This is a genomic window from Streptomyces sp. NBC_00878 (assembly GCF_026341515.1).
Taxonomy (GTDB): Bacteria; Actinomycetota; Actinomycetes; order Streptomycetales; family Streptomycetaceae; genus Streptomyces.
The window spans coordinates 8,312,351-8,334,207 of sequence record NZ_JAPEOK010000001.1; the positions used below are offsets into that span (position 1 = coordinate 8,312,351).

Annotated in this window: 21 protein-coding genes; 9 read left to right on the top strand and 12 right to left on the bottom strand. The window is 70.2% G+C overall.

The genetic code is table 11. The annotated features are described in order from the left end of the window. Positions 1-54 precede the first annotated feature (54 nt). Positions 55-849, top strand: a complete 795-nt coding sequence (locus OHA11_RS36015) for a methyltransferase domain-containing protein (protein WP_266503461.1) — start codon at positions 55-57, stop codon at positions 847-849. 477 nt (positions 850-1,326) lie between these two features. On the opposite strand, the gene OHA11_RS36020 is transcribed toward OHA11_RS36015, so the two are convergent. Further along, positions 1,327-2,259 (bottom strand): carbohydrate kinase family protein, encoded by a 933-nt coding sequence (locus OHA11_RS36020; RefSeq protein ID WP_266503462.1) that lies wholly within the window; start codon positions 2,257-2,259, stop codon positions 1,327-1,329. Further along, a complete protein-coding gene (locus OHA11_RS36025) occupies positions 2,256-3,161 on the bottom strand; it encodes a pseudouridine-5'-phosphate glycosidase (protein ID WP_266503464.1) in 906 nt (301 codons plus the stop codon). Before OHA11_RS36025 ends, OHA11_RS36020 begins: the two co-directional genes overlap by 4 nt. Positions 3,162-3,260: 99 nt before the next feature. Between OHA11_RS36025 and OHA11_RS36030 the strand changes: the two genes are divergently transcribed. After that, positions 3,261-3,689, top strand: coding sequence for a VOC family protein (locus OHA11_RS36030; protein ID WP_266503466.1), 429 nt, complete (start codon positions 3,261-3,263; stop codon positions 3,687-3,689). A 205-nt stretch (positions 3,690-3,894) separates the two neighbouring features. Here OHA11_RS36030 and OHA11_RS36035 read toward each other — a convergent pair whose 3' ends face one another. The 3 genes from OHA11_RS36035 to OHA11_RS36045 all read right to left on the bottom strand — a co-directional run bounded on the left by OHA11_RS36035 (position 3,895) and on the right by OHA11_RS36045 (position 6,952). Then, entirely contained in the window at positions 3,895-5,202 is a 1,308-nt protein-coding gene (locus OHA11_RS36035; protein WP_266503467.1) for an MFS transporter, read from the bottom strand. Positions 5,203-5,365: 163 nt separating this feature from the next. Further along, the gene (locus OHA11_RS36040) at positions 5,366-5,920 is read right to left on the bottom strand and encodes a methylated-DNA--[protein]-cysteine S-methyltransferase (protein WP_266503468.1); all 555 of its coding nucleotides are present in this window, start codon (positions 5,918-5,920) and stop codon (positions 5,366-5,368) included. A 156-nt stretch (positions 5,921-6,076) separates the two neighbouring features. Then, on the bottom strand, positions 6,077-6,952 hold the full coding sequence (locus OHA11_RS36045) for a glycerophosphodiester phosphodiesterase family protein (RefSeq protein ID WP_266503469.1): 876 nt from the start codon (positions 6,950-6,952) through the stop codon (positions 6,077-6,079). Between the two features lie 277 nt (positions 6,953-7,229). Between OHA11_RS36045 and OHA11_RS36050 the strand changes: the two genes are divergently transcribed. The 6 genes from OHA11_RS36050 to OHA11_RS36075 all read left to right on the top strand — a co-directional run bounded on the left by OHA11_RS36050 (position 7,230) and on the right by OHA11_RS36075 (position 14,641). Then, entirely contained in the window at positions 7,230-8,093 is an 864-nt protein-coding gene (locus tag OHA11_RS36050) for an MHYT domain-containing protein (protein WP_266503471.1), read from the top strand. Between the two features lie 40 nt (positions 8,094-8,133). Beyond that, a complete protein-coding gene (gene uvrB, locus OHA11_RS36055; protein ID WP_266503473.1) occupies positions 8,134-10,263 on the top strand; it encodes an excinuclease ABC subunit UvrB in 2,130 nt (709 codons plus the stop codon). A gap of 140 nt (positions 10,264-10,403) precedes the next feature. After that, positions 10,404-10,982, top strand: a complete 579-nt coding sequence (locus OHA11_RS36060; RefSeq protein ID WP_055615261.1) for a TerD family protein — start codon at positions 10,404-10,406, stop codon at positions 10,980-10,982. A 45-nt stretch (positions 10,983-11,027) separates the two neighbouring features. Then, positions 11,028-13,070: a TerD family protein gene (locus OHA11_RS36065; RefSeq protein ID WP_266503477.1), complete on the top strand. Its 2,043-nt coding sequence runs from the start codon at positions 11,028-11,030 to the stop codon at positions 13,068-13,070. Positions 13,071-13,355: 285 nt separating this feature from the next. Then, positions 13,356-14,357, top strand: a complete 1,002-nt coding sequence (locus tag OHA11_RS36070) for a TerC family protein (RefSeq protein ID WP_266503478.1) — start codon at positions 13,356-13,358, stop codon at positions 14,355-14,357. Between the two features lie 131 nt (positions 14,358-14,488). After that, the gene (locus OHA11_RS36075; RefSeq protein WP_266507893.1) at positions 14,489-14,641 is read left to right on the top strand and encodes a hypothetical protein; all 153 of its coding nucleotides are present in this window, start codon (positions 14,489-14,491) and stop codon (positions 14,639-14,641) included. A 286-nt stretch (positions 14,642-14,927) separates the two neighbouring features. On the opposite strand, the gene OHA11_RS36080 is transcribed toward OHA11_RS36075, so the two are convergent. Both OHA11_RS36080 and OHA11_RS36085 read right to left on the bottom strand, forming a co-directional pair. Continuing rightward, positions 14,928-16,199 carry an MFS transporter gene (locus tag OHA11_RS36080; RefSeq protein WP_266503479.1) on the bottom strand — a complete coding sequence of 424 codons (1,272 nt, stop codon included), beginning with the start codon at positions 16,197-16,199 and terminating at the stop codon, positions 14,928-14,930. A 93-nt stretch (positions 16,200-16,292) separates the two neighbouring features. Continuing rightward, complete coding sequence (locus OHA11_RS36085; RefSeq protein WP_266503481.1) at positions 16,293-16,424, bottom strand: hypothetical protein; 132 nt, start codon at positions 16,422-16,424, stop codon at positions 16,293-16,295. A 105-nt stretch (positions 16,425-16,529) separates the two neighbouring features. Between OHA11_RS36085 and aroQ the strand changes: the two genes are divergently transcribed. Continuing rightward, positions 16,530-17,003 (top strand): type II 3-dehydroquinate dehydratase, encoded by a 474-nt coding sequence (gene aroQ, locus OHA11_RS36090; protein ID WP_266503483.1) that lies wholly within the window; start codon positions 16,530-16,532, stop codon positions 17,001-17,003. Positions 17,004-17,176: 173 nt separating this feature from the next. On the opposite strand, the gene OHA11_RS36095 is transcribed toward aroQ, so the two are convergent. From OHA11_RS36095 to OHA11_RS36115, 5 genes are all read right to left on the bottom strand, one after another. Then, on the bottom strand, positions 17,177-17,947 hold the full coding sequence (locus OHA11_RS36095; protein WP_266503485.1) for an amino acid ABC transporter ATP-binding protein: 771 nt from the start codon (positions 17,945-17,947) through the stop codon (positions 17,177-17,179). Continuing rightward, complete coding sequence (locus tag OHA11_RS36100; protein ID WP_266503487.1) at positions 17,944-18,858, bottom strand: amino acid ABC transporter permease; 915 nt, start codon at positions 18,856-18,858, stop codon at positions 17,944-17,946. Before OHA11_RS36100 ends, OHA11_RS36095 begins: the two co-directional genes overlap by 4 nt. Then, positions 18,855-19,739 carry an ABC transporter substrate-binding protein gene (locus tag OHA11_RS36105; RefSeq protein ID WP_266503488.1) on the bottom strand — a complete coding sequence of 295 codons (885 nt, stop codon included), beginning with the start codon at positions 19,737-19,739 and terminating at the stop codon, positions 18,855-18,857. The genes OHA11_RS36100 and OHA11_RS36105 overlap by 4 nt, the downstream gene beginning before the upstream one ends. 580 nt (positions 19,740-20,319) lie before the next feature. Beyond that, entirely contained in the window at positions 20,320-20,976 is a 657-nt protein-coding gene (locus OHA11_RS36110) for an MBL fold metallo-hydrolase (protein ID WP_266503489.1), read from the bottom strand. A 10-nt stretch (positions 20,977-20,986) separates the two neighbouring features. After that, a complete protein-coding gene (locus tag OHA11_RS36115; RefSeq protein ID WP_266503491.1) occupies positions 20,987-21,709 on the bottom strand; it encodes a maleylpyruvate isomerase family mycothiol-dependent enzyme in 723 nt (240 codons plus the stop codon). Between the last annotated feature and the right edge of the window lie 148 nt (positions 21,710-21,857).

Below are 21,857 nucleotides of genomic sequence, written 5' to 3' on the forward strand. Positions count from 1 at the left end.
GCATCGGGAGCGTCAACCATCATGGACAAGCGGGACAACTGGGATGATCGGCGCATGACGCGAACCGACGGGTATCTCCTCGACAACCGGCAGACCGAGGCGGGGCAGCGTTTCGACGCCCTCGCCGCTCTCTTCGACCCCACGACGTTCCGGCACATCGAACGGTTCGGCATCGGATCCGGCTGGCGCTGCTGGGAGGTCGGCGCGGGCGGCACGTCCGTGGTGTCCTGGCTCGCCAAGAAGGTCGGCCCCACCGGCAAGGTCGTGGCAACCGACATCGACACCTCCTGGGCCACCTCGGCGTTCCGCCCTCCCGTCGAGCTGCGCGTCCATGACGTGGGCGTGGACGAGGCGCCGGGGGAGGGCTTCGACCTCGTGCACGCGCGGCTCGTCCTGACCCATGTGCCGGACAGGGAGCGGGCGTTGCGCTCGATGATCAAGGCGCTGCGGCCCGGCGGACGGCTCCTGGTCGAGGAGGCCGATCCGGCGCTCCAGCCGCTGGCCTGCCCCGACGAGCGCGGCCCCGAACAGCAGTTGGCCAACCGGCTGCGCCACGGTTTCCGCAACCTGCTCACCGAGCACGGCGCCGATCTCGCGTACGGGCGCCGGTTGCCGGGCCTGCTCCGCGGGGCCGGGCTGCGACAGGTCGAGGCCGACGCGTACTTCCCGATCACCTCACCGGCCTGCGGCGCGCTGGAGTCCGCGACGATCCGTCAGATCCGCGGCCGGCTCGTTGCCGCGGGCCTTGCCACGGACCAGGACATCGACCGCCACCTCGCAAACGTGGCCACGGACGGAATGGACCTGGCCACGGCGCCCCTGATCTCGGCGTGGGGGCGCAAGGAGTAGCGCCGGGCGGGGGCGGGAAGGCTTGCGCCTCGCCGCCTCGCCGTCACGTTGGCGCGCGCCTCGGACTGCTCAAGCCTCTGCGGATGGCTTGGGTCGGCCTAGAGGCCAGGGGCGGCCTGCGGGTTGGGGTCGGCCTGTGAAATCCGGGTCGGCCTACGGGTCTAGTCCGGGGCGGCTCACGGGCCCGAGGTGTGGTGGCTCACGAGCCCGGGGCGGCTACCGGGCACACGGTGGCGCACGAGCCCGAGGCGCTCATGGATCCGGGTCGGCTAACGGGCCCGGGCGGCTCACGAGCCCGGGTTGGCTCACGGGCCCAAGGCGGCTGATGAGCCCGAGGCATCCCGTGGGTCCGGGGTGGCTCACAGGTCCGCGGTGGCTCATGGGCCCGAGGCGACTCACGGACCCGGGTCGGCCGACGGTCCCACGGCGGCTCATCCCGGGGTGGCCTCCGCCTCCGTCGCTGGCGCTGGCGGCGGCTTACGCTCCCGCCACTGGCCTCCCGCCTACCTGTTCCACCGCCCGAGCCCCGGCCCGGCACCCCTCCGCGGCGGCTTCCTCCGGCCGGGTGCCTGCGAGCAGCGCGGCCAGGAACGCTCCGGTGAAGGCGTCCCCGGCACCCGTGGTGTCGACGGGGGTCGCGGGTGCCGCCGGAACCCTGGCCCGGACCTCCCCCGACCGGGCGACCAGGGCTCCGGCCCCACCCTGTTTGACCACCACCAGCGGGATGTGGCGGCTCAACTTGGCCGCCGCGTCCGCCGGATCGGGCAGACCGGTCAGCAGACAGGCCTCGTCCAGGCTGGGCAGCAGGACGTCGACGCCCTCGGTGAGCGCGAGGAAGCGGTCCACGCCCAGCTCCGCGAGAAATCCCGCCGATGCGGGATCCACACTCACCGGCACCCCACGCGCGCGTGCCGACTCCACCGCCACCGCGACCAGAGCACGACACGACTCGGAGAAGAACAGATAGCCCGACAGATGCAGCCGCGCGACACCGTCGAGCAGGGACGGCGACCAGTCACCCGGGGTGAGGCGCAGGCAGGCGCCGCTGTCCGTGAGGAAGGTGCGTTCCGCCGCGGCACCCGTGTCCACCAGGCAGATCACCGTCCCGGTCGGCGCCTCCGGGTCGATGACAAGAAGGGGGCGTACTCCCGAAGCGGCCAGCTCGCTCTCGTGCCACGCGGCGGATTCCGCGCCCACCCTGCCGAGCAGCCGTACCTCCGTACCGTCGCGGCGGGCCGCCCAGCACGCGACGTTGGCACCCGCGCCGCCCGGCACGGTCCGGATGACGGCGGCCGTGTCCGTGCCGGACGCGAGCGGCCCACGGTGCCGGGCGACGACGTCCGTGACGACGTCGCCGACGACCAGGAGGGCCCCGCCGCGAGCCCCGCCGGGACCGCTCGTCCCGGTCACGCCCCTGCCCAGGCCGCCGCGATCCGCCCCGCGAGCCGTACGTTGCCGCGTACCGCCGCCAGATTGGCGCTCAGCGACGCCCCTTCGGTGTGGCGCACCAGGTAGCCGAGGAGGAACGGCGTCACCGCCTGGCCGCTCACGCCCTCCGCCTCGCACGCGTGCAGCGCGTCGGCGAGCACGCGCGCGTGGAGCTCGGGATCGAGCTGCTCCGCCTCCGGCACCGGGTTGGCGACGATGAGCGCCGACTCGGGCCCGTCGAGCGCGTCCTGTGCGCGCATGACGGCCGCGACCTCGCCGGGTGACTCCAGGGTCCAGTCCACCGGGTGACCCGAGTCGGACAGATAGAAGCCGGGGAAGTGCGCTGTCGCGTATCCGGCGACCGCCACCCCCAGCGTCTCCAGCCGCTGCAAAGTGGCCGGCACATCCAGGATCGACTTCACTCCCGCGCACACCACGGTGATCCGGGTCCGCGCCAGGAGCCCCAGGTCGGCGGACTCGTCCTGCGTCACCGTCCACTCCCGGTGTACGCCGCCGAGCCCGCCCGTCGCGAACACCCGTACGCCCGCCTGCGCGGCCAGCAGCGCTGTGGCGGAGACCGTGGTCGCGCCGCTGACCCCCGCGGCGACCGCGAGCGGCAGATCGCGATGCCCGAGCTTGCGGATGCCGTCCTCGTTGGCGACCCGCTCCAGCTGGTCCTTGTCGAGCCCCACGTGGGGCTGCCCGTCGAGCACGGCGATCGTCGCGGGAACGGCACCCTCCTGGCGTACGACGTCCTCCAGCTCCAGCGCCACCTGGAGATTGCGCGGACGCGGCAGCCCGTGCGCGATGATCGTGGACTCCAGTGCCACCACGGGCCGCCCCGCGGCGAGCGCCTCCCGCACCTCTTCGGACACCACCAGCACGCGCGTGCCTCCTGTCTGTCGGTTCTTCCCTCATCCCTGGCGGGCAACGCGCCCGGTCAAACCCTTGCGACCACCACAACGGGGCAGCAGCCTGAAGCCATGACGGACAACTCGACACGTCTCGACCATGTCGTCCTCTGGGTACGCGACCCCGCGGCCTCGGCCGACTTCTACGAGAAGGCGGTGGGCCTTGAGCCCATCAGAGTCACCGAGTTCGCCGCGGGCAAGGTGTCCTTCCCCTCCGTACGCCTCAACGAGGAGACCATCTTCGACCTCGCGCCCCTGACGATGGCCCCACGCATGGACGTCGTCCCCGACGCGGCCGACAGCGCCGGCCACCCGGTCAACCACGTATGCCTGTCCCTCCGGGGCGAGGACTTCGACGCGCTCCGTGCCCGCCTGGAGGAACGTGCCGTCCCCCTCTCGGACTTCACCCACGACGCGTACGGCGCTCGCGGAAAGGCCAAGCGGAGCTTCTACTTCCGGGACCCGGACGGCAACGTCTTCGAGGCGCGGCACTACGACTAGCTCCCAGGAATGAGCAGCTCCCAGGCACGAGAAAAGGGTGTCCGCGCGCGCGTGGACACCCTTGTGTCCTTCGGGGCTCAGGCGGGCCTCGCTCCGTTCAGCGCCCCGTGCGGATCGAGGACGTACTTGCGGCTGGCGCCCTGATCGCGGCACCGCTCCGGCCAGCCTTCGCGCGGGTCTCGATGGGCATGTCACGATGGGCACATCACGATGTGGCGGGCCGGCCTCGGGTGAACAGCGCCAGTGCGCCGAGCGGCAGCAGCAGGCAGGCGGCGATCAGGTTCAGCCAGCCGTAGCTCGCCTGGGCGACCACGAGGCCGGCCGCCGCGCCGCCGAGCCCCGCCGAGGTGTTCATGGTCAGGTCGGACAGGCCCTGTGCGGCGGCGCGCGCGGGCTGCGGCACGGAGTCCGTCAGGAGCGCGGAGCCGGAGACGAGACCGGCCGACCAGCCGAGACCCAGCAGGAAGAGCCCGGCGACGGTCTGCCCGTGACTGGCGCCCGCGGTGCCCGCGAGCAGCGCCGCGCACGCCAGCAGCCCCACGGCCAGACCGATCACCGGCAGCCGCCCGAACCGGTCGGACAGCCGGCCCATGACGGGCGAGAACGCGTACATCCCCGCGATGTGGATGCTGATGACCAGCCCGATCAGATCGATACTCGCGCCGTGGTGACCGAGGTCGATCGGCGTCATCGACATCACCGACACCATCGCCGTGTGGCAGACGGCCACGGTCACGAGGGCCAGCCGGGCCCGCGGCGAGGCCCGGACGGCCGCCGCCCCGGCCCGTATGGAACGCGCGGCGGGGGACCGCTCCTCGACCGGCGCCATCGCGCGGGCGGTGAGCAGCGGGTCGGGCCGCAGCAGCACGGCGACCAGCAGCGCCGATATGAGGAAGACTCCGGCCGCCCAGAGGAAGGGGCCCGCCGCCTCCGGTATGCCGAGCCCGGAGACGCTGCGGCCGGCGGGCGCGGCGATGTTGGGGCCGAGGACCGCGCCGATCGTCGTGGCCCATACGACGTTCGAGATGGCTCGTGCCCGGCGCTGCGGCTCGGCCAGGTCCGCGGCCGCGAACCGCGCCTGCAGATTCGCGGACGAGGCCGCGCCGAACCCCGCCATGCCGACCAGCAGCAGCGGAAAGTTGTCCACCTCCGCACCGAGCACGACGACCCCCGCCCCCAACGCCCCGATGAGGTACGCCAGCACGAGCCCCGGCCGACGACCGCGCGCGGTCATCAGCGCGGCCAGCGGCACCGAGAGCACGGCCGTCCCCGTGACCATCGCGGTGGGCGCCAGCCCGGCCAGCGACTCGGTGCCGGCGACCTCCTGGGCCAGGACGACCGCGAGAGCGATGCCGGTGGCCACCCCGAGCCCCCCGAGGATCTGCCCCGTGATGAGAACGGCGGCTATCCGGCGCCGCAGGGCAGGCAGCCCCTCCGCGTCGACGGGCCCGGCGGTGGACCGCTCGACGGCGGTCACCGAGAGCGTCCCGGAGCACCGCGACCGAACGCGCATACCTCGCCCGACTGTGCGGACCGCACCGTTTCGGACACATGCCCGCGCATGATCGATGTGGTCACCGCTGCGTACTCCCCCCTCATTCTGTGCCCAGGTCAAACTCTCACCACAACAGCGACCTCACGGCCGAGCTCCTCGAAGTACGTCCTCGAAGCACCCCTCAGAACAACGGCTCCGGCAGTACCCCTTCCAGCGCCAGCAGCTTCCGCTTGGTCTCCAGGCCGCCCCCGAACCCACCGATGCCACCGTCGCTCTCCACCACCCGGTGGCACGGCACGACGACCGGCAGCGGATTGGCACCCATGGCCATGCCCACCGCCTGGGCCGCACCCGGCTGGCCGACCCGCCGGGCCAGGTCGCCGTACCCCACCACGGACCCGTACGAAACGCCGGACGCCAGCTCGCCCAGCACCTGGCGGTTGAACCCGGAGATCAGGGACCAGTCGAGCGGCAGCTCGAAGTCCTTGCGCTCACCCGCGAAGTACGCCGCGATCTGACGTATCGCCTCGGCCAGCAGTGGGGACTCCGGTACCTCGACGGGGTCGGCGCCGAGTCGGGACCCGAGCCGGTCGAGCGCCTTGTCGCGCACCGCGTCCGTGGCGTGGAAAACGACGCTGACCAGGCCTTTGCCGGTCGCGGCCAGCAGCAGCGGACCGATGTCGCTGTCGACGACGGTCCACACCACCCGCTGCTCGTTCTGCCCATGGCTGTTCATGCGCTCCACGGTACGGCGCACCACTGACAACGCCGGTGGCGCGGACGCGTGCGAGCGTCCGCGCCACCGGCGAGGCCTTGTGACGTCGAGGTTCTGTGCCGTCGGGGGTTCCGTAATGCTGAGGTTCCGTGACGGCGGGGTCTTGTGAAGGCCGGGTCAGCCCTCGTTCAGCGCCTCCCGCACCACATCCGGCTTGTTCGTGATGACGCCGTCCACGCCGAAGCCCGCGACGCGCCGCGTGTCCTCCGCGGTGTCGACGGTCCACGTGGAGATCTCCAGCGGCTTGCCGTGCGGTCCGTCGAGCGCGTGGATCGCGGTGACGTAGCCGAGGGAGATGGTCGTGTGCGACGAGTTGATCTGGTCGGCGAACTGCGCGTACGCGGGCAGCTCCGCGACCGACGGAGTGCCCAGGAAACCCGTCCTGATGTCGGGCCGCAGCGCGTGCACGGCCCGAATGCTGTCCGCGCTGAAACTCTGTACGACCAGCTTGGTCCGAACGTGGGCCGGAGCCAGCCATCCCTCGTTGCTGAGGACCTCGAGGGTCTGCCGCTCGATGCCCGGGTAGAGCGCGGGATTCTTGATCTCCAGGACGAGCTTTTGGTGATTGTGTGAAACCCGGTTCATGTACTGCTTCAGCGTGGGCACGCGCGCGCCCGCGTACTTGGGGCTGAACCAGCTGCCCGCGTCGAGGCGCGCGATCTCCGCGGCGGTGAAGTCCTTGACCTTCCAGGGGGCCCGCCCGGGGAAGACCTCCTCGACGTTGGTCGTGCGGGTCAGGCTGTCGTCGTGGATCACCACGAGTTCGCCGTCCTTGGTGCGCTGTACGTCGTTCTCGACCCAGCGGAATCCGAGGTCGTCGGCCTTGTCGATGGCGGCCAGCGTGTTCTCGGGGGCATAGGCCGAGGCGCCGCGGTGGGCGATGACCAGAGGCCGGCCGGTGTCCGGCGCGGCGTGTGCGGTGGGGGCGGGGAGGACAAGGACGGCAGCTCCCAGGAGCGCGGTGGTCGTGGCGGCGGCAGCGCGCGCGTGCATGCGTACTCCTTGTGTCAGGGATCACGGACCGTTCCAGAGTGACAGCAGAGGGTCAACGAGAGGGGGGTGCAGGATGGCCACAGATTGAATGGAGTTGCTCAAGTCCGATCACGCGTGCCGCACAACTGCGGCAAGGCCGTGATTCTTTGCCGGAAAATCGTTCGAGCGTTCCGGGGCGAGTCATACTCACTGCGTCAACCCTGGCCGCCGTGGCGGCCCTGGGGCGGGGGCATCGCACACAATTCCGGGATGTAACAGGGCGGAAGGGCAACCGCGCATGCAGGGCACGGTCGACGGATTCAGCTACGGACTCGTCACGCCGTTGGTGGCGTATCTGATGGCCTGTCTCGGCGGAGCGCTGGGTCTGCGCTGCACCACGAGATCGATGCTCGTCACCCGTTCCTGGCGGCCGGGCTGGCTCGCGCTCGGCTCTGCGGCGATCGGCTCCGGCATCTGGACCATGCACTTCATCGCGATGATGGGGTTCTCCGTCCAGGAAACCCCGGTCCGTTACGACAAACTGACGACGTTCGCGAGCCTCGGCGTCGCGATCGTCATGGTCGGCATAGGGATCTTCATCGTCGGCTACCGGGGAGCCTCCGGAACGGCCCTGTTCACCGGGGGCACCATCACCGGCCTCGGCATTGCCACGATGCACTACCTGGGCATGGCCGGAATGCGACTCAACGGAAAGCTCGAGTACAACACCCTCACCGTTTCCGCCTCGGTCGTCATAGCCGTCGTCGCCGCGATCGCGGCCCTATGGGCGGCGGGACAGATCCGTGGCTTCATGTGGAGCGTGGGCGCGAGCCTCGTCATGGGACTGGCCGTCAGCGGCATGCACTACACCGGCATGGCCGCCCTCAACGTCCATCTGCACAACTCCGCCAGCACCCCTCCCGGGGACTCGCCCGCGTCCCTGCTGGCCCCCCTGATGGTCGGCCCTCTGGCCTTCCTGCTGCTGGCCGGTGTCGTCGTGATGTTCGACCCGCTGATGGTCATGGGCAGACCCGACTGGAGCCCCGTCGAGCAGAAGCCCGGCATCCCGGCCCACCCGGTCCGCCACACCGGCCACCCGCCCGTGCCCGGTCAGCGCCGGCGCTCCAGGCACCCCGGCTCCCGCACCCCGCAGAACTGGTGACGCGACCCCGTTGTCAGTGCGGGGTCGTACGGTGGAACCCATGCGGCCCGTATCCCAGATCGAACGCACGGTGGCGCCCTTCGAGGTCGTCAGTTCCTACCAGCCCAGCGGCGACCAGCCAGCTGCCATCGCCGAGCTCGAACGGCGCGTCCGCGCAGGTGAGAAGGATGTCGTCCTCCTCGGCGCGACCGGCACCGGCAAGTCCGCGACCACCGCGTGGATGATCGAGAAGCTCCAGCGCCCCACCCTGGTGATGGCACCGAACAAGACACTGGCCGCCCAGCTGGCCAACGAGTTCCGCGAGCTGCTGCCGAACAACGCCGTCGAGTACTTCGTCTCGTACTACGACTACTACCAGCCCGAGGCGTACGTCCCGCAGTCGGACACCTACATCGAGAAGGACTCCTCGATCAACGAGGAGGTGGAGCGCCTGCGCCACTCCGCGACCAACTCGCTGCTCACCCGCCGGGACGTCGTCGTGGTCGCCTCGGTCTCCTGCATCTACGGCCTGGGCACGCCGCAGGAGTACGTGGACCGCATGGTCAACCTCAAGATCGGCGACGAGATCGACCGGGACGACCTGCTGCGTCGCTTCGTCGACATCCAGTACACGCGCAACGACGTGGCCTTCACCCGCGGCACGTTCCGCGTCCGCGGCGACACCATCGAGATCTTCCCGGTCTACGAAGAGCTGGCCGTCCGCATCGAGATGTTCGGCGACGAGATCGAGGCCCTCTCCACGCTGCACCCGCTCACCGGCGAGATCATCAGCGACGACCAGCAGCTGTACGTCTTCCCGGCCACCCACTACGTCGCGGGGCCCGAGCGCCTGGAGCGCGCCGCCAACGACATCGAGAAGGAGCTCGGCGAGCGCCTCTCGGAGCTGGAGAAGCAGGGCAAGCTCCTGGAGGCCCAGCGGCTGCGGATGCGCACGACGTACGACCTCGAAATGCTCCGCCAGATCGGCTCCTGCTCGGGCGTCGAGAACTACTCGATGCACTTCGACGGCCGCGAGACCGGCTCCCCGCCGAACACGCTGATCGACTACTTCCCGGACGACTTCCTGCTCGTCATCGACGAGTCGCACGTCACGGTGCCGCAGATCGGCGCGATGTACGAGGGCGACGCCTCCCGCAAACGCACCCTCGTCGACCATGGCTTCCGGCTGCCCTCGGCCCTGGACAACCGCCCTCTGAAGTGGGAGGAGTTCCAGGAGCGCATCGGCCAGGCCGTCTATCTCTCGGCGACACCGGGCAAGTACGAGCTCTCGCGCGGCGACGGCTTCGTCGAGCAGATCATCCGCCCCACCGGCCTCATCGACCCCGAGGTCGTCGTCAAGCCCACCGAGGGTCAGATCGACGACCTGGTGCACGAGATCCGCAAGCGCACCGAGAAGGACGAGCGCGTCCTGGTCACCACGCTCACCAAGAAGATGGCCGAGGACCTCACCGACTACTTCCTGGAGCTGGGCATCCAGGTCCGCTACCTGCACAGCGACGTCGACACCCTGCGCCGTGTCGAACTGCTGCGTGAGCTGCGGGCCGGCGAGTTCGACGTCCTCGTCGGTATCAACCTCCTCAGGGAGGGCCTCGACCTGCCCGAGGTCTCCCTGGTGGCGATCCTCGACGCCGACAAGGAGGGCTTCCTGCGCTCCGGCACCTCACTGATCCAGACCATCGGCCGCGCGGCGCGCAACGTGTCGGGCCAGGTCCACATGTACGCCGACAAGATCACCCCGGCGATGGAGAAGGCCATCGAGGAGACCAACCGCCGCCGGGAGAAGCAGGTCGCGTACAACAAGGAGAGGGGCATCGACCCGCAGCCCCTCCGTAAGAAGATCAACGACATCGTGGCGCAGATCGCCCGCGAGGACGTCGACACGGAACAGCTGCTCGGCTCGGGCTACCGCAAGTCCAAGGACGGCAAGAGCGCCAAGGCCCCTGTGCCCGCGCTCGGTGGGAAGGCCGCCAAGGGAGCCAAGGGCAAGGCCAAGGAGACCGTGCCGACCGACCGGCCCGCGGCGGAACTCGCCGAGCAGATCGAGGAGATGACGGAGCGGATGCGCGCGGCCGCCGCTGACCTGCAGTTCGAGATCGCCGCAAGGCTGCGTGACGAGGTCTCGGAGATGAAGAAGGAGCTGCGGCAGATGAAGGAAGCCGGCATCGCCTGACGCCCGGAGTGGCGCGCTGTGTTGCAAGACCGACACAAAGTGTGCACCGGTCTTCGGCGCTGTCAGTGGCTCTGCGTAGGGTTGCTGGTCAACCGCAGGACTCTGCGGCAACAGGGGACAGTTCGAGAGGGGAACAGCGCGTGACGGTCAACATGACCAAGGGTCAGGCCATCAGTCTGCAGAAGAACGACGGAGGCACGCTGACCGCGGTGCGCATGGGGCTCGGCTGGCAGGCCGCCCCGCGACGTGGCCTGTTCGGCTCTCGCACCCGCGAGATCGACCTCGACGCGTCCGCCGTGCTGTTCGCGGACAAGCAGCCGGTCGACGTGGTGTTCTTCCGCCACCTCGTCAGCGACGACGGCTCCGTGCGCCACACCGGTGACAACCTCGTCGGTGGCGTGGGCCAGGGCGGCGACGACGAGGCGATCCTCGTCGACCTCGCGCGCATCCCGGTCCACATCGACCAGATCGTCTTCACCGTGAACTCGTTCACGGGCCAGACCTTCCAGGAGGTGCAGGACGCGTTCTGCCGCCTGGTCGACGAGACCAACGGCCAGGAGCTGGCCCGCTACACCCTGGCCGGCGGCGGCCAGTACACCGCGCAGATCATGGCGAAGGTCCACCGCGCGGGCGCGGGCTGGCAGATGACCGCTCTCGGTACGCCGGCCAACGGCCGCACCTTCCAGGACCTGATGCCGGCGATCCTGCCGCACCTGTAGGCAGCCAGGCACCCGGCGCACGAGCACATAGGGGGAACGAAGGCGATGACGGCTGAGCTGGTCCGGGGGCAGAACCACCCGCTGTCCCAGGCCCGACTTGAGATCCGGGTGTCGGCCGGCAAACCGATCGTGGCCGGGGCCACGCTCAGCGACGAACAGGGCACGGTGCACGGTGTCGAGTGGGTGGCCCACCCGGGCTCACCCACTCTGCCCGGCCTCGAGGTCTCCAAGCAGGCGGCAGCCGACCACCGCCTAGCCTGTGACCTGGATGCCCTGCCGGAGTCCGTGCACCGGGTCAGCGTGCTGCTGGCGCTGCCGTTGGGAGTGGGCGGCCCGGTCCGGTTCGGTGCCGTCGCCGCACCCTTCGTCGCGGTCACCGGACTCGACGGCTCCGAGGTCGCCAGCTACACCATCACGGACCTCGACGCCGAGTCGGCCGTCGTCGCACTCGAGCTCTACCGCAGACAGGGCGCCTGGAAGGTACGCGCCGTCGGTCAGGGGTACGCGGGCGGCCTCGCCGAACTCTTCGCCGACCAGGGCCTTCCCCAGGCCCGCCAACTCGCGGGCAGCATCAACGAAGCCGTCGCCCAGGGCCTCGCCCGTTCGGTGGCCGCGCCCCCGCCGCGTACGTCGGAGGGCGACCGCTCCCGGCACGCCGCGACGCCTGCGCTCGGCCAGAACCAGGGCGGATCCACACCCCAGGGCGCCTCCGGCCACGTAGCACCGCAGCACGGACACCCAGGCGGCCAGGGACCCACGTCATCCGGCACTCCCGGACACGCGACGCCGCAGGGCGGCCGCCCCTCAGGGCCCGGGCAGCCGGACCCGTCCGCCGTCACCCAGCCCGCCGGTGCCGGAGCCGGCGGCCCCGTCAACTACAGCCATCCGGGACGGCAGGCAGCGGCACCTCCGCCGCCCCCGCCGACGGCGCCCCCGGCCCAGCCGGGACAGCCCGCGCAGCCCGTCGCGGGCGACGCGACCGGCTGGTCCATGGAGGAGCGCCTCTACAACCAGGTGTGGGGCATGTTCGAGGACCTGGCCCGCGCCACGGCCGCGTACCGCAGCGCGGTCGACTTCGCCGAGTCGCGGATGGAGCAGGAGCTCGACAAGGTCCTGTCCGACCCGCGCAGCCGCATCGGCGGACAGGGCGACGCGGCGCGTGAGGCCGCCCGCGCCAAGCATGCCCAGTTGATCGACCGGGCCAGGGAGGCCCTCGACCGCGACCTCGCCCAGCTCACCGCCGAGGCCGAGGTCGTCGAGCCCGCGCTGCCGCCCGCCTTCGCGCGCTGGGACAATCCCACCTGGCACGGCTACCGGGTCCCGATGGAGATCCCCATGGCCCTGCGCCTGGGCGACCTCCACCTGCCCGAGAGCGCGGGCCTGAGCATTCCGATGCTGGTCCGGCTGCCGCTGGAGCGCGGCCTGTGGATCGACAGCGGACGCTCCGGATCCTTCGACGGCTCGATCGCCGACTCCGACGACCTGCGCCGCCTCGGCATGGACACGGCAGTGGCGATCGCGGCCCGGCTCCTCGCGGTCTACCCGGCGGGCGAGTACACGGTGCACGTCATAGACCCGGCGGGCTCCGGCACCTCGTCCCTCGCGCCCCTCGTACAGACGAGTGTGCTCGACGGCCCGCCCGCCGTCGGCGCCGCGGGGGTGACCGACGTGCTGGCCCGTCTGACGCAACGCGTCGATCTCGTACAGATGGCGATCCGCGGCGGCGCGGCCGACGCCCTGCCGCCCGGCCTCGACACGGCCGAGCAACTGCTGATCGTCAACGACTTCCCGCACGGTTTCGACGACCGCGCGGTGACCCAGCTGCGCTACCTCGCGGACGAGGGCCCGGCCGTCGGCGTCCACCTGATGCTGGTCGCCGACCGGGAGGACGCCACCGCCTACGGACCGTTGCTCGACCCGCTGTGGCGCTCGCTGCTCCGGCTCACGCCTGTGCCCGACGATCACCTCGCCGACCCGTGGGTCGGGCACGCGTGGACGTACGACCCCTCGCGCGTCCCCCCGGGCAGTCAGGTGCTCCAGCACGTTCTCACCCAGGTCGCGGCGGCCCGCCGCTCCTGGAACCGCTGAGACCCGCGCACCCTTTACCAAGAGTTCTTCAAGTCTTCTGACCAGCGCTTTTGGCTCTTCTTTTACCAATCTCTTTACCTTTCCTTGGTGATTGGGGTACTGTCGTCCGTGCGGAGGGGAGTACTCCCTACCTACTGCGGCGTACCCGTCAATACGGATCGAACCAGATCCCGGGGCGTCGGCCCGAGTGCACCGGGCGCATCACGCGCCCCACCTGCATCGGGTGGAAGAGACCTCCGGCAGCGACGACGCTGACACTTGCCGTTACGTACTGCCGGAGGCGCAGTGGATGTTTCCGTGACCCTTTGGGTCCTGACGATCGTGGGCCTCGCCGCCCTCATCGCGGTCGATTTCTTCATCGGCCGCAAGCCGCACGACGTATCCATCAAGGAAGCCGGTATCTGGACGGTCGTCTGGATCGTCCTGGCCGCGTTGTTCGGCCTCGGACTGCTCGTCTTCTCCGGAGGCCAGCCCGCCGGAGAGTTCTTCGCCGGCTTCATCACCGAGAAGTCGCTGAGCGTCGACAACCTCTTCGTCTTCGTCCTGATCATGGCGAAGTTCTCCGTGCCCACGCAGTACCAGCAGCGGGTGCTGCTGGTCGGTGTGCTCATAGCGCTCGTCCTGCGCGCGATATTCATCGCAGCGGGCGCCGCGATCCTCGCGAGCTTCGCGTGGGTCTTCTACATCTTCGGCGCGTTCCTCATCTACACCGCCTGGAAGCTGATCCAGGAGGCCCGGGCAGACGAGTCGGACGAGGACTGGGAGGAGAACAAGCTCCTCAAGGCCGCCGAGAAGCGCTTCGGAGTCGCCGACCGCTACCACGGCACCAAGCTGTGGATCCAGCAGAACGGCAAGCGGGTCATGACGCCGATGCTGGTCGTCATGCTGGCGATCGGCACCACCGACGTGCTCTTCGCGCTCGACTCGATCCCGGCGATCTTCGGTCTGACGCAGGACCCGTACATCGTCTTCACGGCCAATGCGTTCGCGCTGATGGGTCTCCGGCAGCTGTACTTCCTGATCGGCGGACTCCTCAGGAAGCTGGTCCACCTCAGCTACGGCCTGTCGGTGATCCTCGGCTTCATCGGCGTCAAGCTGGTGCTGCACGCCCTTCACGAGTCCGGCGTCCACGTCCCCGAGATCTCCATCCCGGTCTCCCTCGGCGTGATCTGCGCGGTCCTGGTGGTCACCACGATCACCAGCCTGATGGCCTCCAAGAAGCAGGCGGCGGCCGAGGCGGCGCAGAGCGACGCCGAAGGCGCTCCGAAGGACAGCATCGAGGCCTGACCACCTCGGACGTAGCAACAACCAGCACCGGGAGCGGCCCGCGGCGAATTGCCGGCCACCGCTCGCGGTGCTTGCTTGTTTCCTGAGTGCGTTTCCCGGCCCGGGGGCGCCGCGGTCGGATGGAGGCACCGATGAAGCTCGTGCAGATCATCGACTTCGAGACCGAGCGATTGGAAGAGATGCAGCTCCCTCAGGTGGTGGTCCCCGGCCGGGCCACTCCGCTTCAGGACGGCGTTCACCCGATCCCGTTCGCGGCTAGCTTGGAGCTTGCGGTCAATCCGTAGAGGCCGGGGACGCCCGTAGGTGCCGGGCGCGGAGAAGCCGTAAGGTCTGCGCGCCACGAGCCCCGGCACCCGCCGAGTCGGCGTACCGCAGGGCTCGGGCCCCGAAGGAGGGGCGCGGGCTGTCACATTGTGCTGCTCCGCCGCGCGGGCGCGACCAGCCACAAACAGTCCGCAGTCGCCAACTGAACCTGATCTTCGAGCTCTTGGGCGTATCGGCGAAGCCGGAGCTGCTCCGCAGGCCCCGCGTAAACGCTTACGCAAGCGTTTACGCGCCACCGCGCCCGATTCACCCCGTGGCCGGCTCCGCCGCCACCACCGCCACCGGCCGGGTCTCCGGCAGCAACGCGAAGCACCCCAGGCTGAGCAGCGAGATGGCCGTCAGATAGGCGGCCACACCCCAGGGAACCCGCCCGCTCTGCTCGGCGACCGCCGTCGCCACGATCGGCGTGAGCGCGCCTCCGAGCACACCGCCCAGGTTGTAGCCCACGGCGGCACCGGTGCAGCGCACACGCGGCTCGTACAGCTCCGGCAGATACGCGGCGATCACGCCGAACATCGTCACGAACGCGATCAGTGCCACCAGGAAACCGAGGAACATCAGCAGCGGCTCGCCCGTCGACAGCAGCGCGATCATCGGGAACATCCACAGGGCGGTTGCCGCGCAGCCCGCCAGGCACAACGGCCGCCGTCCGTACCGGTCGCCGAGAACCGCCGCCACCGGAGTCAGCGCACCCTTCACCACGACGGCCGCCATGATGCAGGCCAGCATGACCGTACGGCTCACCCCGAGCCGCTCGGTCGCGTAGGCGAGGGACCAGGTCGTCACCGCGTAGAACACCGCGTATCCGATCGCGAGCGCCCCCGCGGTCAGCAGGACGAGCCGCCAGTGCCCGCGTACGACCTCGACGAGCGGCACGCGCGCGTGCTCGCGCAGTTCGAGGAACTGGGGGCTCTCCGCGAGGGAGGAGCGCAGCCACAGCCCCGCCGCCGCGAGCACACCCGCCGCCCAGAACGGCACCCGCCATCCCCAGCTCGCGAACTGCGCCTCGGAGAGCGTCGCCGACAGCACCAGCATCACGCCGTTGGCGAGGACGAACCCCACCGCGGGCCCGATCTGCGGGAAGCTCGACCACAGCCCGCGCCGGCCGGGGGGAGCGTGCTCCGCGGTCAGCAGCACAGCCCCGCCCCACTCCCCGCCGAGCCCCAGCCCCTGGAGAAAACGCAGTACAAGGAGCAGTACGGGGGCGGCCGTTCCGATGGAGTCGTACGTCGGTACGCAGCCGACGGCGACGGTCGCGGTGCCGGTCAGCAACAAGGAGATGACGAGAACGGGCCGCCTACCGTGCCGGTCCCCGATGTGCCCGAACAGGACCGAGCCCAAGGGGCGCGACACGAACCCGATCCCGAACGTCCCGAAGGCCGCCAGTGTCCCCGCCACCGGCGAGAACGTGGGGAAGAACAGCGGACCCAGGACGAGCGCGGCCGCCGTCCCGTAGACGAAGAAGTCGTAGAACTCGATGGCCGTCCCGGCAAGCGCGGCGGCCGCGAGCCGCGGCATGGAAGGGGGCTTTACGGTGCGTGCACGGTACATGTCGCGTCAACTACCCACGGTGACCAAGAGTTACGGGGGCGCGTGGGGGCCCGGTCGGCCTCAGCAGGTCACCGTTATGCGCCGGGCGGGACCGTCCACCCGAATCACGCCCCCCGCCATGAGGGCCTTGATGCCCGGGTCGGCGAACGCCGAGTGGATGTCGTCCGGCCGCTCCGAGGCGTCGAACCCCATCTCCCCAGGAACGTAGGAGCCGTTCCGGTGTCGGCGCACCGTGATAAACCGGGTCTGAGCAGCGGTCCTGAACGGGCCGAGCCATCCGACCGGACCGGAGGAACCGTGCCCCGCACCCTCGCCAACGCCCCGATCATGATTCTCAACGGCCCCAACCTGAACCTCCTCGGGCAGCGCCAGCCGGAGATCTACGGCTCCGACACCCTCGCCGACGTCGAGGTGATGTGTGCCAAGGCGGCGGCCGCGCACGGCGGCACGGTGGACTTCCGTCAGTCCAACCACGAGGGTGAGCTGGTCGACTGGATCCACGAGGCACGCCTCAACCACTCGGGGATCGTGATCAACCCTGGCGCCTACTCGCACACTTCCATCGCGATCCTGGACGCCCTCAACACCTGCGACGGCCTCCCCGTGCTGGAGGTCCACATCTCCAACATCCACAAGCGCGAGGAGTTCCGGCACCACTCGTACGTCTCGCTCCGCGCCGACGGAGTGATCGCGGGCTGCGGAGTGCAGGGATATGTGTTCGGGGTGGAGCGGGTCGCGGCGCTGGCGGGAACGGGGCAGGCGCAGGCCTGACGCGAGGCGCCGGGCGGGCGGACGGCGGCCTGACGGGAGGGGCCGGGCCGACGGAGGCCGATTGTCAGTGGTGGGTGCCACCATCGACGCATGACCTTGATCCAGGATTTCCGAGCACCGTCCGCGTCCGCCGAGAGCCGCGCGTCCCGGCTCGCCCCGCGCCATGCCGGCGGCTACAGCCGTCCCGCCTCCACGATCCGGCGCAAGAAGCGCCGCGTGCGTTCCTCCCGCGGGTCGCCGAACACCTCCTCGGCCGTGCCGCGTTCCAGTACGACGCCGCCGTCGAGGAAACAGACCTGGTCTGCGACATCGCGCGCGAAACCCATCTCGTGCGTGGCCAGCACCATGGTCATGCCGTCGCCCTTCAAGTCCCGGACGACGGCCAGGACTTCACCCACCAGCTCCGGGTCGAGGGCCGCGGTGATCTCGTCGAGGAGCAGCAGCCTGGGGCGTACGGCCAGGGCGCGGACGATCGCGGCCCGTTGCTGCTGGCCGCCGCTGAGGCGGTCCGGGTACTCGCCCGCCTTGGCGCCGAGCCCGAGCCGGTCGAGCAGTTCACGGGCGTGCGCCTCCGCCGCCGCCCGGTCCACGCCGTGCACGCGGCGCGGGGCCAGCGTGATGTTCTCCAGGACGGTCATGTGCGGAAAGAGGTTGTACGCCTGGAAGACCACGCCGATCCGGCGGCGCACCGCGTCCTGGTCGGCCCGGGGGTCGGTGATCTCCTCGTCGTCCAGCCAGATCGCGCCGTCGTCGATCTCCTCCAGGAGATTCGCGCAGCGCAGCAGCGTCGACTTGCCCGAGCCGGAGGCTCCGATCAGTGCGGTCACCGTGTGCGGGGCGACCTCCAGATCGACGTCCCGCAGGACGACCGAGTCGCCGAAGGTCTTGCGGACGGCCTCCATCCGCAGCACAGGCACGCCCGAGTCCGTGAGTGTCTCGCTCATATGCTCCCTCCCTGCGCCTGCCGCCGGTCCATCCGTGCCGTGACCCAGTCGGTGAAGCGGGTCATCGGGATGGTCAGTGCGACGAAGACCAGTCCCGCGACGATGTACGGCGTGTAGTTGAGGCTGCGGCCCACGATGATGTCCGCGGCGCGCACGGCGTCGACCGCGCCGCCGATCGAGACGAGCCCGGTGTCCTTCTGCAGGGACACCAAGTCGTTGAGCAGCGGCGGCACCTGACGGCGCACGGCCTGGGGGAGCACCACGTACCGCAACGTCTGACGGTTGTTCAGCCCCAGCGAGCGGGCCGCGGCGCGCTGCGAGGGGTGGACCGACTCGATGCCGGCGCGGAACACCTCGGCGACATACGCCGAGTACGTCAGGGTGAGCGCCGTCCCGCCGAGCAGCACCGGATCGACCGTGATGCCCTGCAGCCGCAGCGCCGGCACACCCAGCACCACGATCATCAGGTTGATGATCAGCGGCAGCCCACGGAAGAAGTCGGTGTACGCGGCGGCCAGCGCCCTCAGCGGGAAGAACACCGGGCCGCGCAGGGTGCGTGCGACGGCGATCAGCATGCCGAGGACGAGGACCGCGACGCCGCACACCAGCAGGAGCCGGACGTTCAGCCACAGCCCTTCGAGGACCTTGGGCAACGCCTCGCGCGCGTATTGCGCGCTGAAGAACGTCTCCTTGGTGCGCGGCCAGCCGGGCGCGTTGACGACGACGAGGTAGAGGACGACGCCGGTCACGAGGGTGGACAGCGCGGCGATCGCCGTCGCGCGGCGGGCGCGGGAGCGTTTGTAGCGCTCCCGCTCGACCCGCCGTCGCGACGGGACGTACGCCTCGCGCGGGTCGCCCTCGCCGGAGTCTCCCTCCGGCTCCCCGCCCGACTCCTCCTTCACGACCGTCACTTGAGGACCGGTGCGTCGACGGCGTCGGACAGCCACTGCTTCTCGATGGCGGAGAGGGTGCCGTCCTCGCGCAGGGCGTCCACGGCGTCCGTCACGCACGAGGTGAGCGCGCTGCCCTTGTCGAGGACGAGCCCGAACTGCTCCGGCGTACCGCCCTGGTTCTCGAACTGTCCGACGATCCTCGCGTCCGTCACCTCGGCCGCGGTGATGTAGAACGCGGTCGGCAGGTCGACCACGATGGCGTCCACCTGGCCGTTCTTCAGCGCGGACTTGGCCTGGTCGTTTTTCGCGTACGCGGCCGGCTCCTCGGTCGGCTTCACCACGTCGTTGATGTAGTTCAGGCTGGTGGTGCCGACCTGGGCGCCCAGTTTCACGCCCTTGAGGTCGGCGATGCTCTTCGCCTTCGCGGCCTTGGAGTTCTTCAGCGCGATGACGGCCTGGCGTACGTCGTAGTAGCCGGACGAGAAGTCGACGGCCTTCTTGCGCTCGTCGCTGATCGACACCTGGTTGATGTCGAAGTCGAAGGTCTTCTCGCCGGGCGCGAAAGCCTTGTTGAAGGGCACGGTCTGCCAGACGACGTCGCCCTTGTCGTAGCCGAGCTGCTTCGCCACGGCGTACGCGACGGCCGACTCGAAGCCCTCGCCGTTGGCCGGCTTGCCGTTTTTGAACCATGGCTCGTACGCGGGTTCGTCGGTCGCGATGGTCAGCTTCCCGGAGGTCTCCGTGCCCAGTTCGCCCTTGGCGCACGACTCGGCGCCGGAACCGGAGGGCTTGTCGGCGGCCTTCTCCTCGGGTTGCGGGGCGCAGCCGACGGCGACGGCGAGCAGAGCGACGGTGGCGGTGGACGCGGCACGGCGCAAGGCGCGTTGGGCAAGATGCATGGCGGGAGAGTGACAGTGCGTGGGCCCGTTTGTCGAGGTCACAGGGGCAACTGTCCGCATCATGGGAACGAGTGTTGCAATGCTGTGAACTCGTGGGACGCCGCGGTGTCAGGACGGCCGGGGGCGGTGGCCGCCGGACGTCGGCCACCGCTGCCAGGGCGGGGCCGCCGGCCGAGGGCGGGGATCGATAGGCCGGCGACCCACCCGCGCAGGAGCCGTCATCCTGTGCGGGACCAACTACCAGTGGACCGCGCGCTCCCACGCGCCGGGAGCGCGTGCGGGGCACCGGCACGTGCGCTCCGTTCACACGGGGCGCGCACCGGCACGTACGGCTGCTGAACGCGCCCCCGACATCGGAGGCCTCACCAACTCCCGCCAGGCGTAGGACGGTTCACCAACTCCCGCCCGGCGCACGCCGGTTCACCAGCGCCTGCCCGGCGACGGACGAATCACCAGCGGCCTGCCTGGCTACGGAGGAATCGCCAACGTCTGCCCGGTGAAGGACGGTTCGCCAACGTCCGCCCGTCGTCAGAGCGGTCAGATCGGTGGGTTCGCCGACCGGCCTTCGGGGCGGGCGAGGTCACCAACCCCGCGCGCGCCACTCCGGCAGGTGCGGCCGTTCCGCACCCAGTGTCGTGTCGTCGCCATGGCCCGGGTAGACCCAGGTCTCGTCCGGCAGCACGTCGAAGATCTTTGTCTCGACGTCGTGGATCAGACTGGCGAACGCCTTCGCGTCCTTACGTGTGTTGCCCACACCACCCGGGAAGAGACAGTCACCCGTGAACACATGCGGGTGCCCGTGCGGGTCGTCGTAGACCAGGGCGATCGAGCCGGGCGTGTGCCCCACCAGATGGCGCGCGGTCAGGGTCACGTGCCCCACCCGGATCGTGTCGCCGTCCTGGACGGGCACGTCCGTCGGTACGGGGATGCCGTCGGCGTCGTCCCGTCCCGCGTACGTGCGCGCGCCCGTGGCCGCCACGACCTCCGCGAGCGCCTGCCAGTGGTCGCCGTGCTGATGCGTGGTGACCACGGACGCGATGCCGTCGTCGCCGATCAGGGTGAGCAGCGTCCCGGCGTCGTTGGCCGCGTCGATCAGGAGTTGCTCGTCCGTGGCCCGGCAGCGCAGCAGATAGGCGTTGTTGTTCATTGGGCCGACCGCGACCTTGGAGATCATCAGGTCCCGCAGCTCGTGCACATCGGCAGGGCCGTCGACCGTCACCGTTCCGCTGTACGTCATGGCACTCAGCCTATAGCGGAGGGAGTACGGGAAGCAGGCCGCCGTCGATGCTCAGCGCGGACCCGTCGCGGCGGCCCGCGAGCCAGCCGAGCAGGGCGGGCGCGGAACCGCTCACGGTCACGTCCGCACCTTCCCCGGCGCCCACGGCTCGCCCCGGACCGCCGTCTCCGGAGGAGCGTCCCGTGCTCCACGCGCGTGTGCCGTCCGTGACGCGCGTGTGCGGCACCTCCGGGTGCCCGGTGAAGCGGCCCGTGAGAAAGGAGATCTCGCGCTCCACGAACTCCTCCGGGAGGTGCTCCAGGTCGTACCCGATCCCCAGATCCACGTGGTGCAGCTCGACCTCGATCCACCGACGGAACGGCACCCCGGACGCCGAGTCGGTGACTCCGTTGCGCAGTTCCACCGTGCGGGACCAGTCCGCGGGCGCTGCCCCCGCCTCCTGGAAGCGGGCCGCGCTCTCGCGGAGGTCGGTGAGGTGTGTCTCCAGGGGGCGCGGGGCGTCCCGCTCGATGTCGGCGTCCCGGGCTTCACCGGAGACGTACATCGGCCGACCTTCGAGGACGTTCACGAGGGCGTCCGCGTTGCGGGCGAGGTGGGCCAGGACGTGGCCGCGGCTCCAGCCGGGCAGCCGTGACGGCCCGGTCACGGAAACGTTGTCCCGTTTGGCGACTGCGATGAGCAGCCGCTCGGTCGCGTCACGTACAGACGCCAGGTCGCGCACATGATCGTTCATGGGCACGACGATAGTCCCGCCACACGTTTGGGTGAAGGTTGTGGGCGGCCCCCGTAAATCGAATGCACGTGCTATATGGTCGGTTGCGGCGTCGGGCATGCTGGAGGGCCCGGGATTGTTGTGAACCAGGGAAACCAGACCGGCGCTG

Coding starts and splice junctions, on each gene's coding strand:
- OHA11_RS36065 (WP_266503477.1), top strand. CDS start 11,028: ATGACGGCTGAGCTGGTCCGGGGGCAGAACCACCCGCTGTCCCAGGCC.
- OHA11_RS36035 (WP_266503467.1), bottom strand. CDS start 5,202: ATGCGCGTTCGGTCGCGGTGCTCCGGGACGCTCTCGGTGACCGCCGTC.
- OHA11_RS36015 (WP_266503461.1), top strand. CDS start 55: ATGACGCGAACCGACGGGTATCTCCTCGACAACCGGCAGACCGAGGCG.
- OHA11_RS36105 (WP_266503488.1), bottom strand. CDS start 19,739: ATGCATCTTGCCCAACGCGCCTTGCGCCGTGCCGCGTCCACCGCCACC.
- OHA11_RS36085 (WP_266503481.1), bottom strand. CDS start 16,424: ATGGGGTTCGACGCCTCGGAGCGGCCGGACGACATCCACTCGGCGTTC.
- OHA11_RS36095 (WP_266503485.1), bottom strand. CDS start 17,947: ATGAGCGAGACACTCACGGACTCGGGCGTGCCTGTGCTGCGGATGGAG.
- OHA11_RS36075 (WP_266507893.1), top strand. CDS start 14,489: ATGAAGCTCGTGCAGATCATCGACTTCGAGACCGAGCGATTGGAAGAG.
- OHA11_RS36040 (WP_266503468.1), bottom strand. CDS start 5,920: ATGAACAGCCATGGGCAGAACGAGCAGCGGGTGGTGTGGACCGTCGTC.
- OHA11_RS36080 (WP_266503479.1), bottom strand. CDS start 16,199: ATGCCGCGGCTCGCGGCCGCCGCGCTTGCCGGGACGGCCATCGAGTTC.
- uvrB (WP_266503473.1), top strand. CDS start 8,134: ATGCGGCCCGTATCCCAGATCGAACGCACGGTGGCGCCCTTCGAGGTC.
- OHA11_RS36115 (WP_266503491.1), bottom strand. CDS start 21,709: ATGAACGATCATGTGCGCGACCTGGCGTCTGTACGTGACGCGACCGAG.
- OHA11_RS36030 (WP_266503466.1), top strand. CDS start 3,261: ATGACGGACAACTCGACACGTCTCGACCATGTCGTCCTCTGGGTACGC.
- OHA11_RS36110 (WP_266503489.1), bottom strand. CDS start 20,976: ATGACGTACAGCGGAACGGTGACGGTCGACGGCCCTGCCGATGTGCAC.
- OHA11_RS36045 (WP_266503469.1), bottom strand. CDS start 6,952: ATGCACGCGCGCGCTGCCGCCGCCACGACCACCGCGCTCCTGGGAGCT.
- OHA11_RS36050 (WP_266503471.1), top strand. CDS start 7,230: ATGCAGGGCACGGTCGACGGATTCAGCTACGGACTCGTCACGCCGTTG.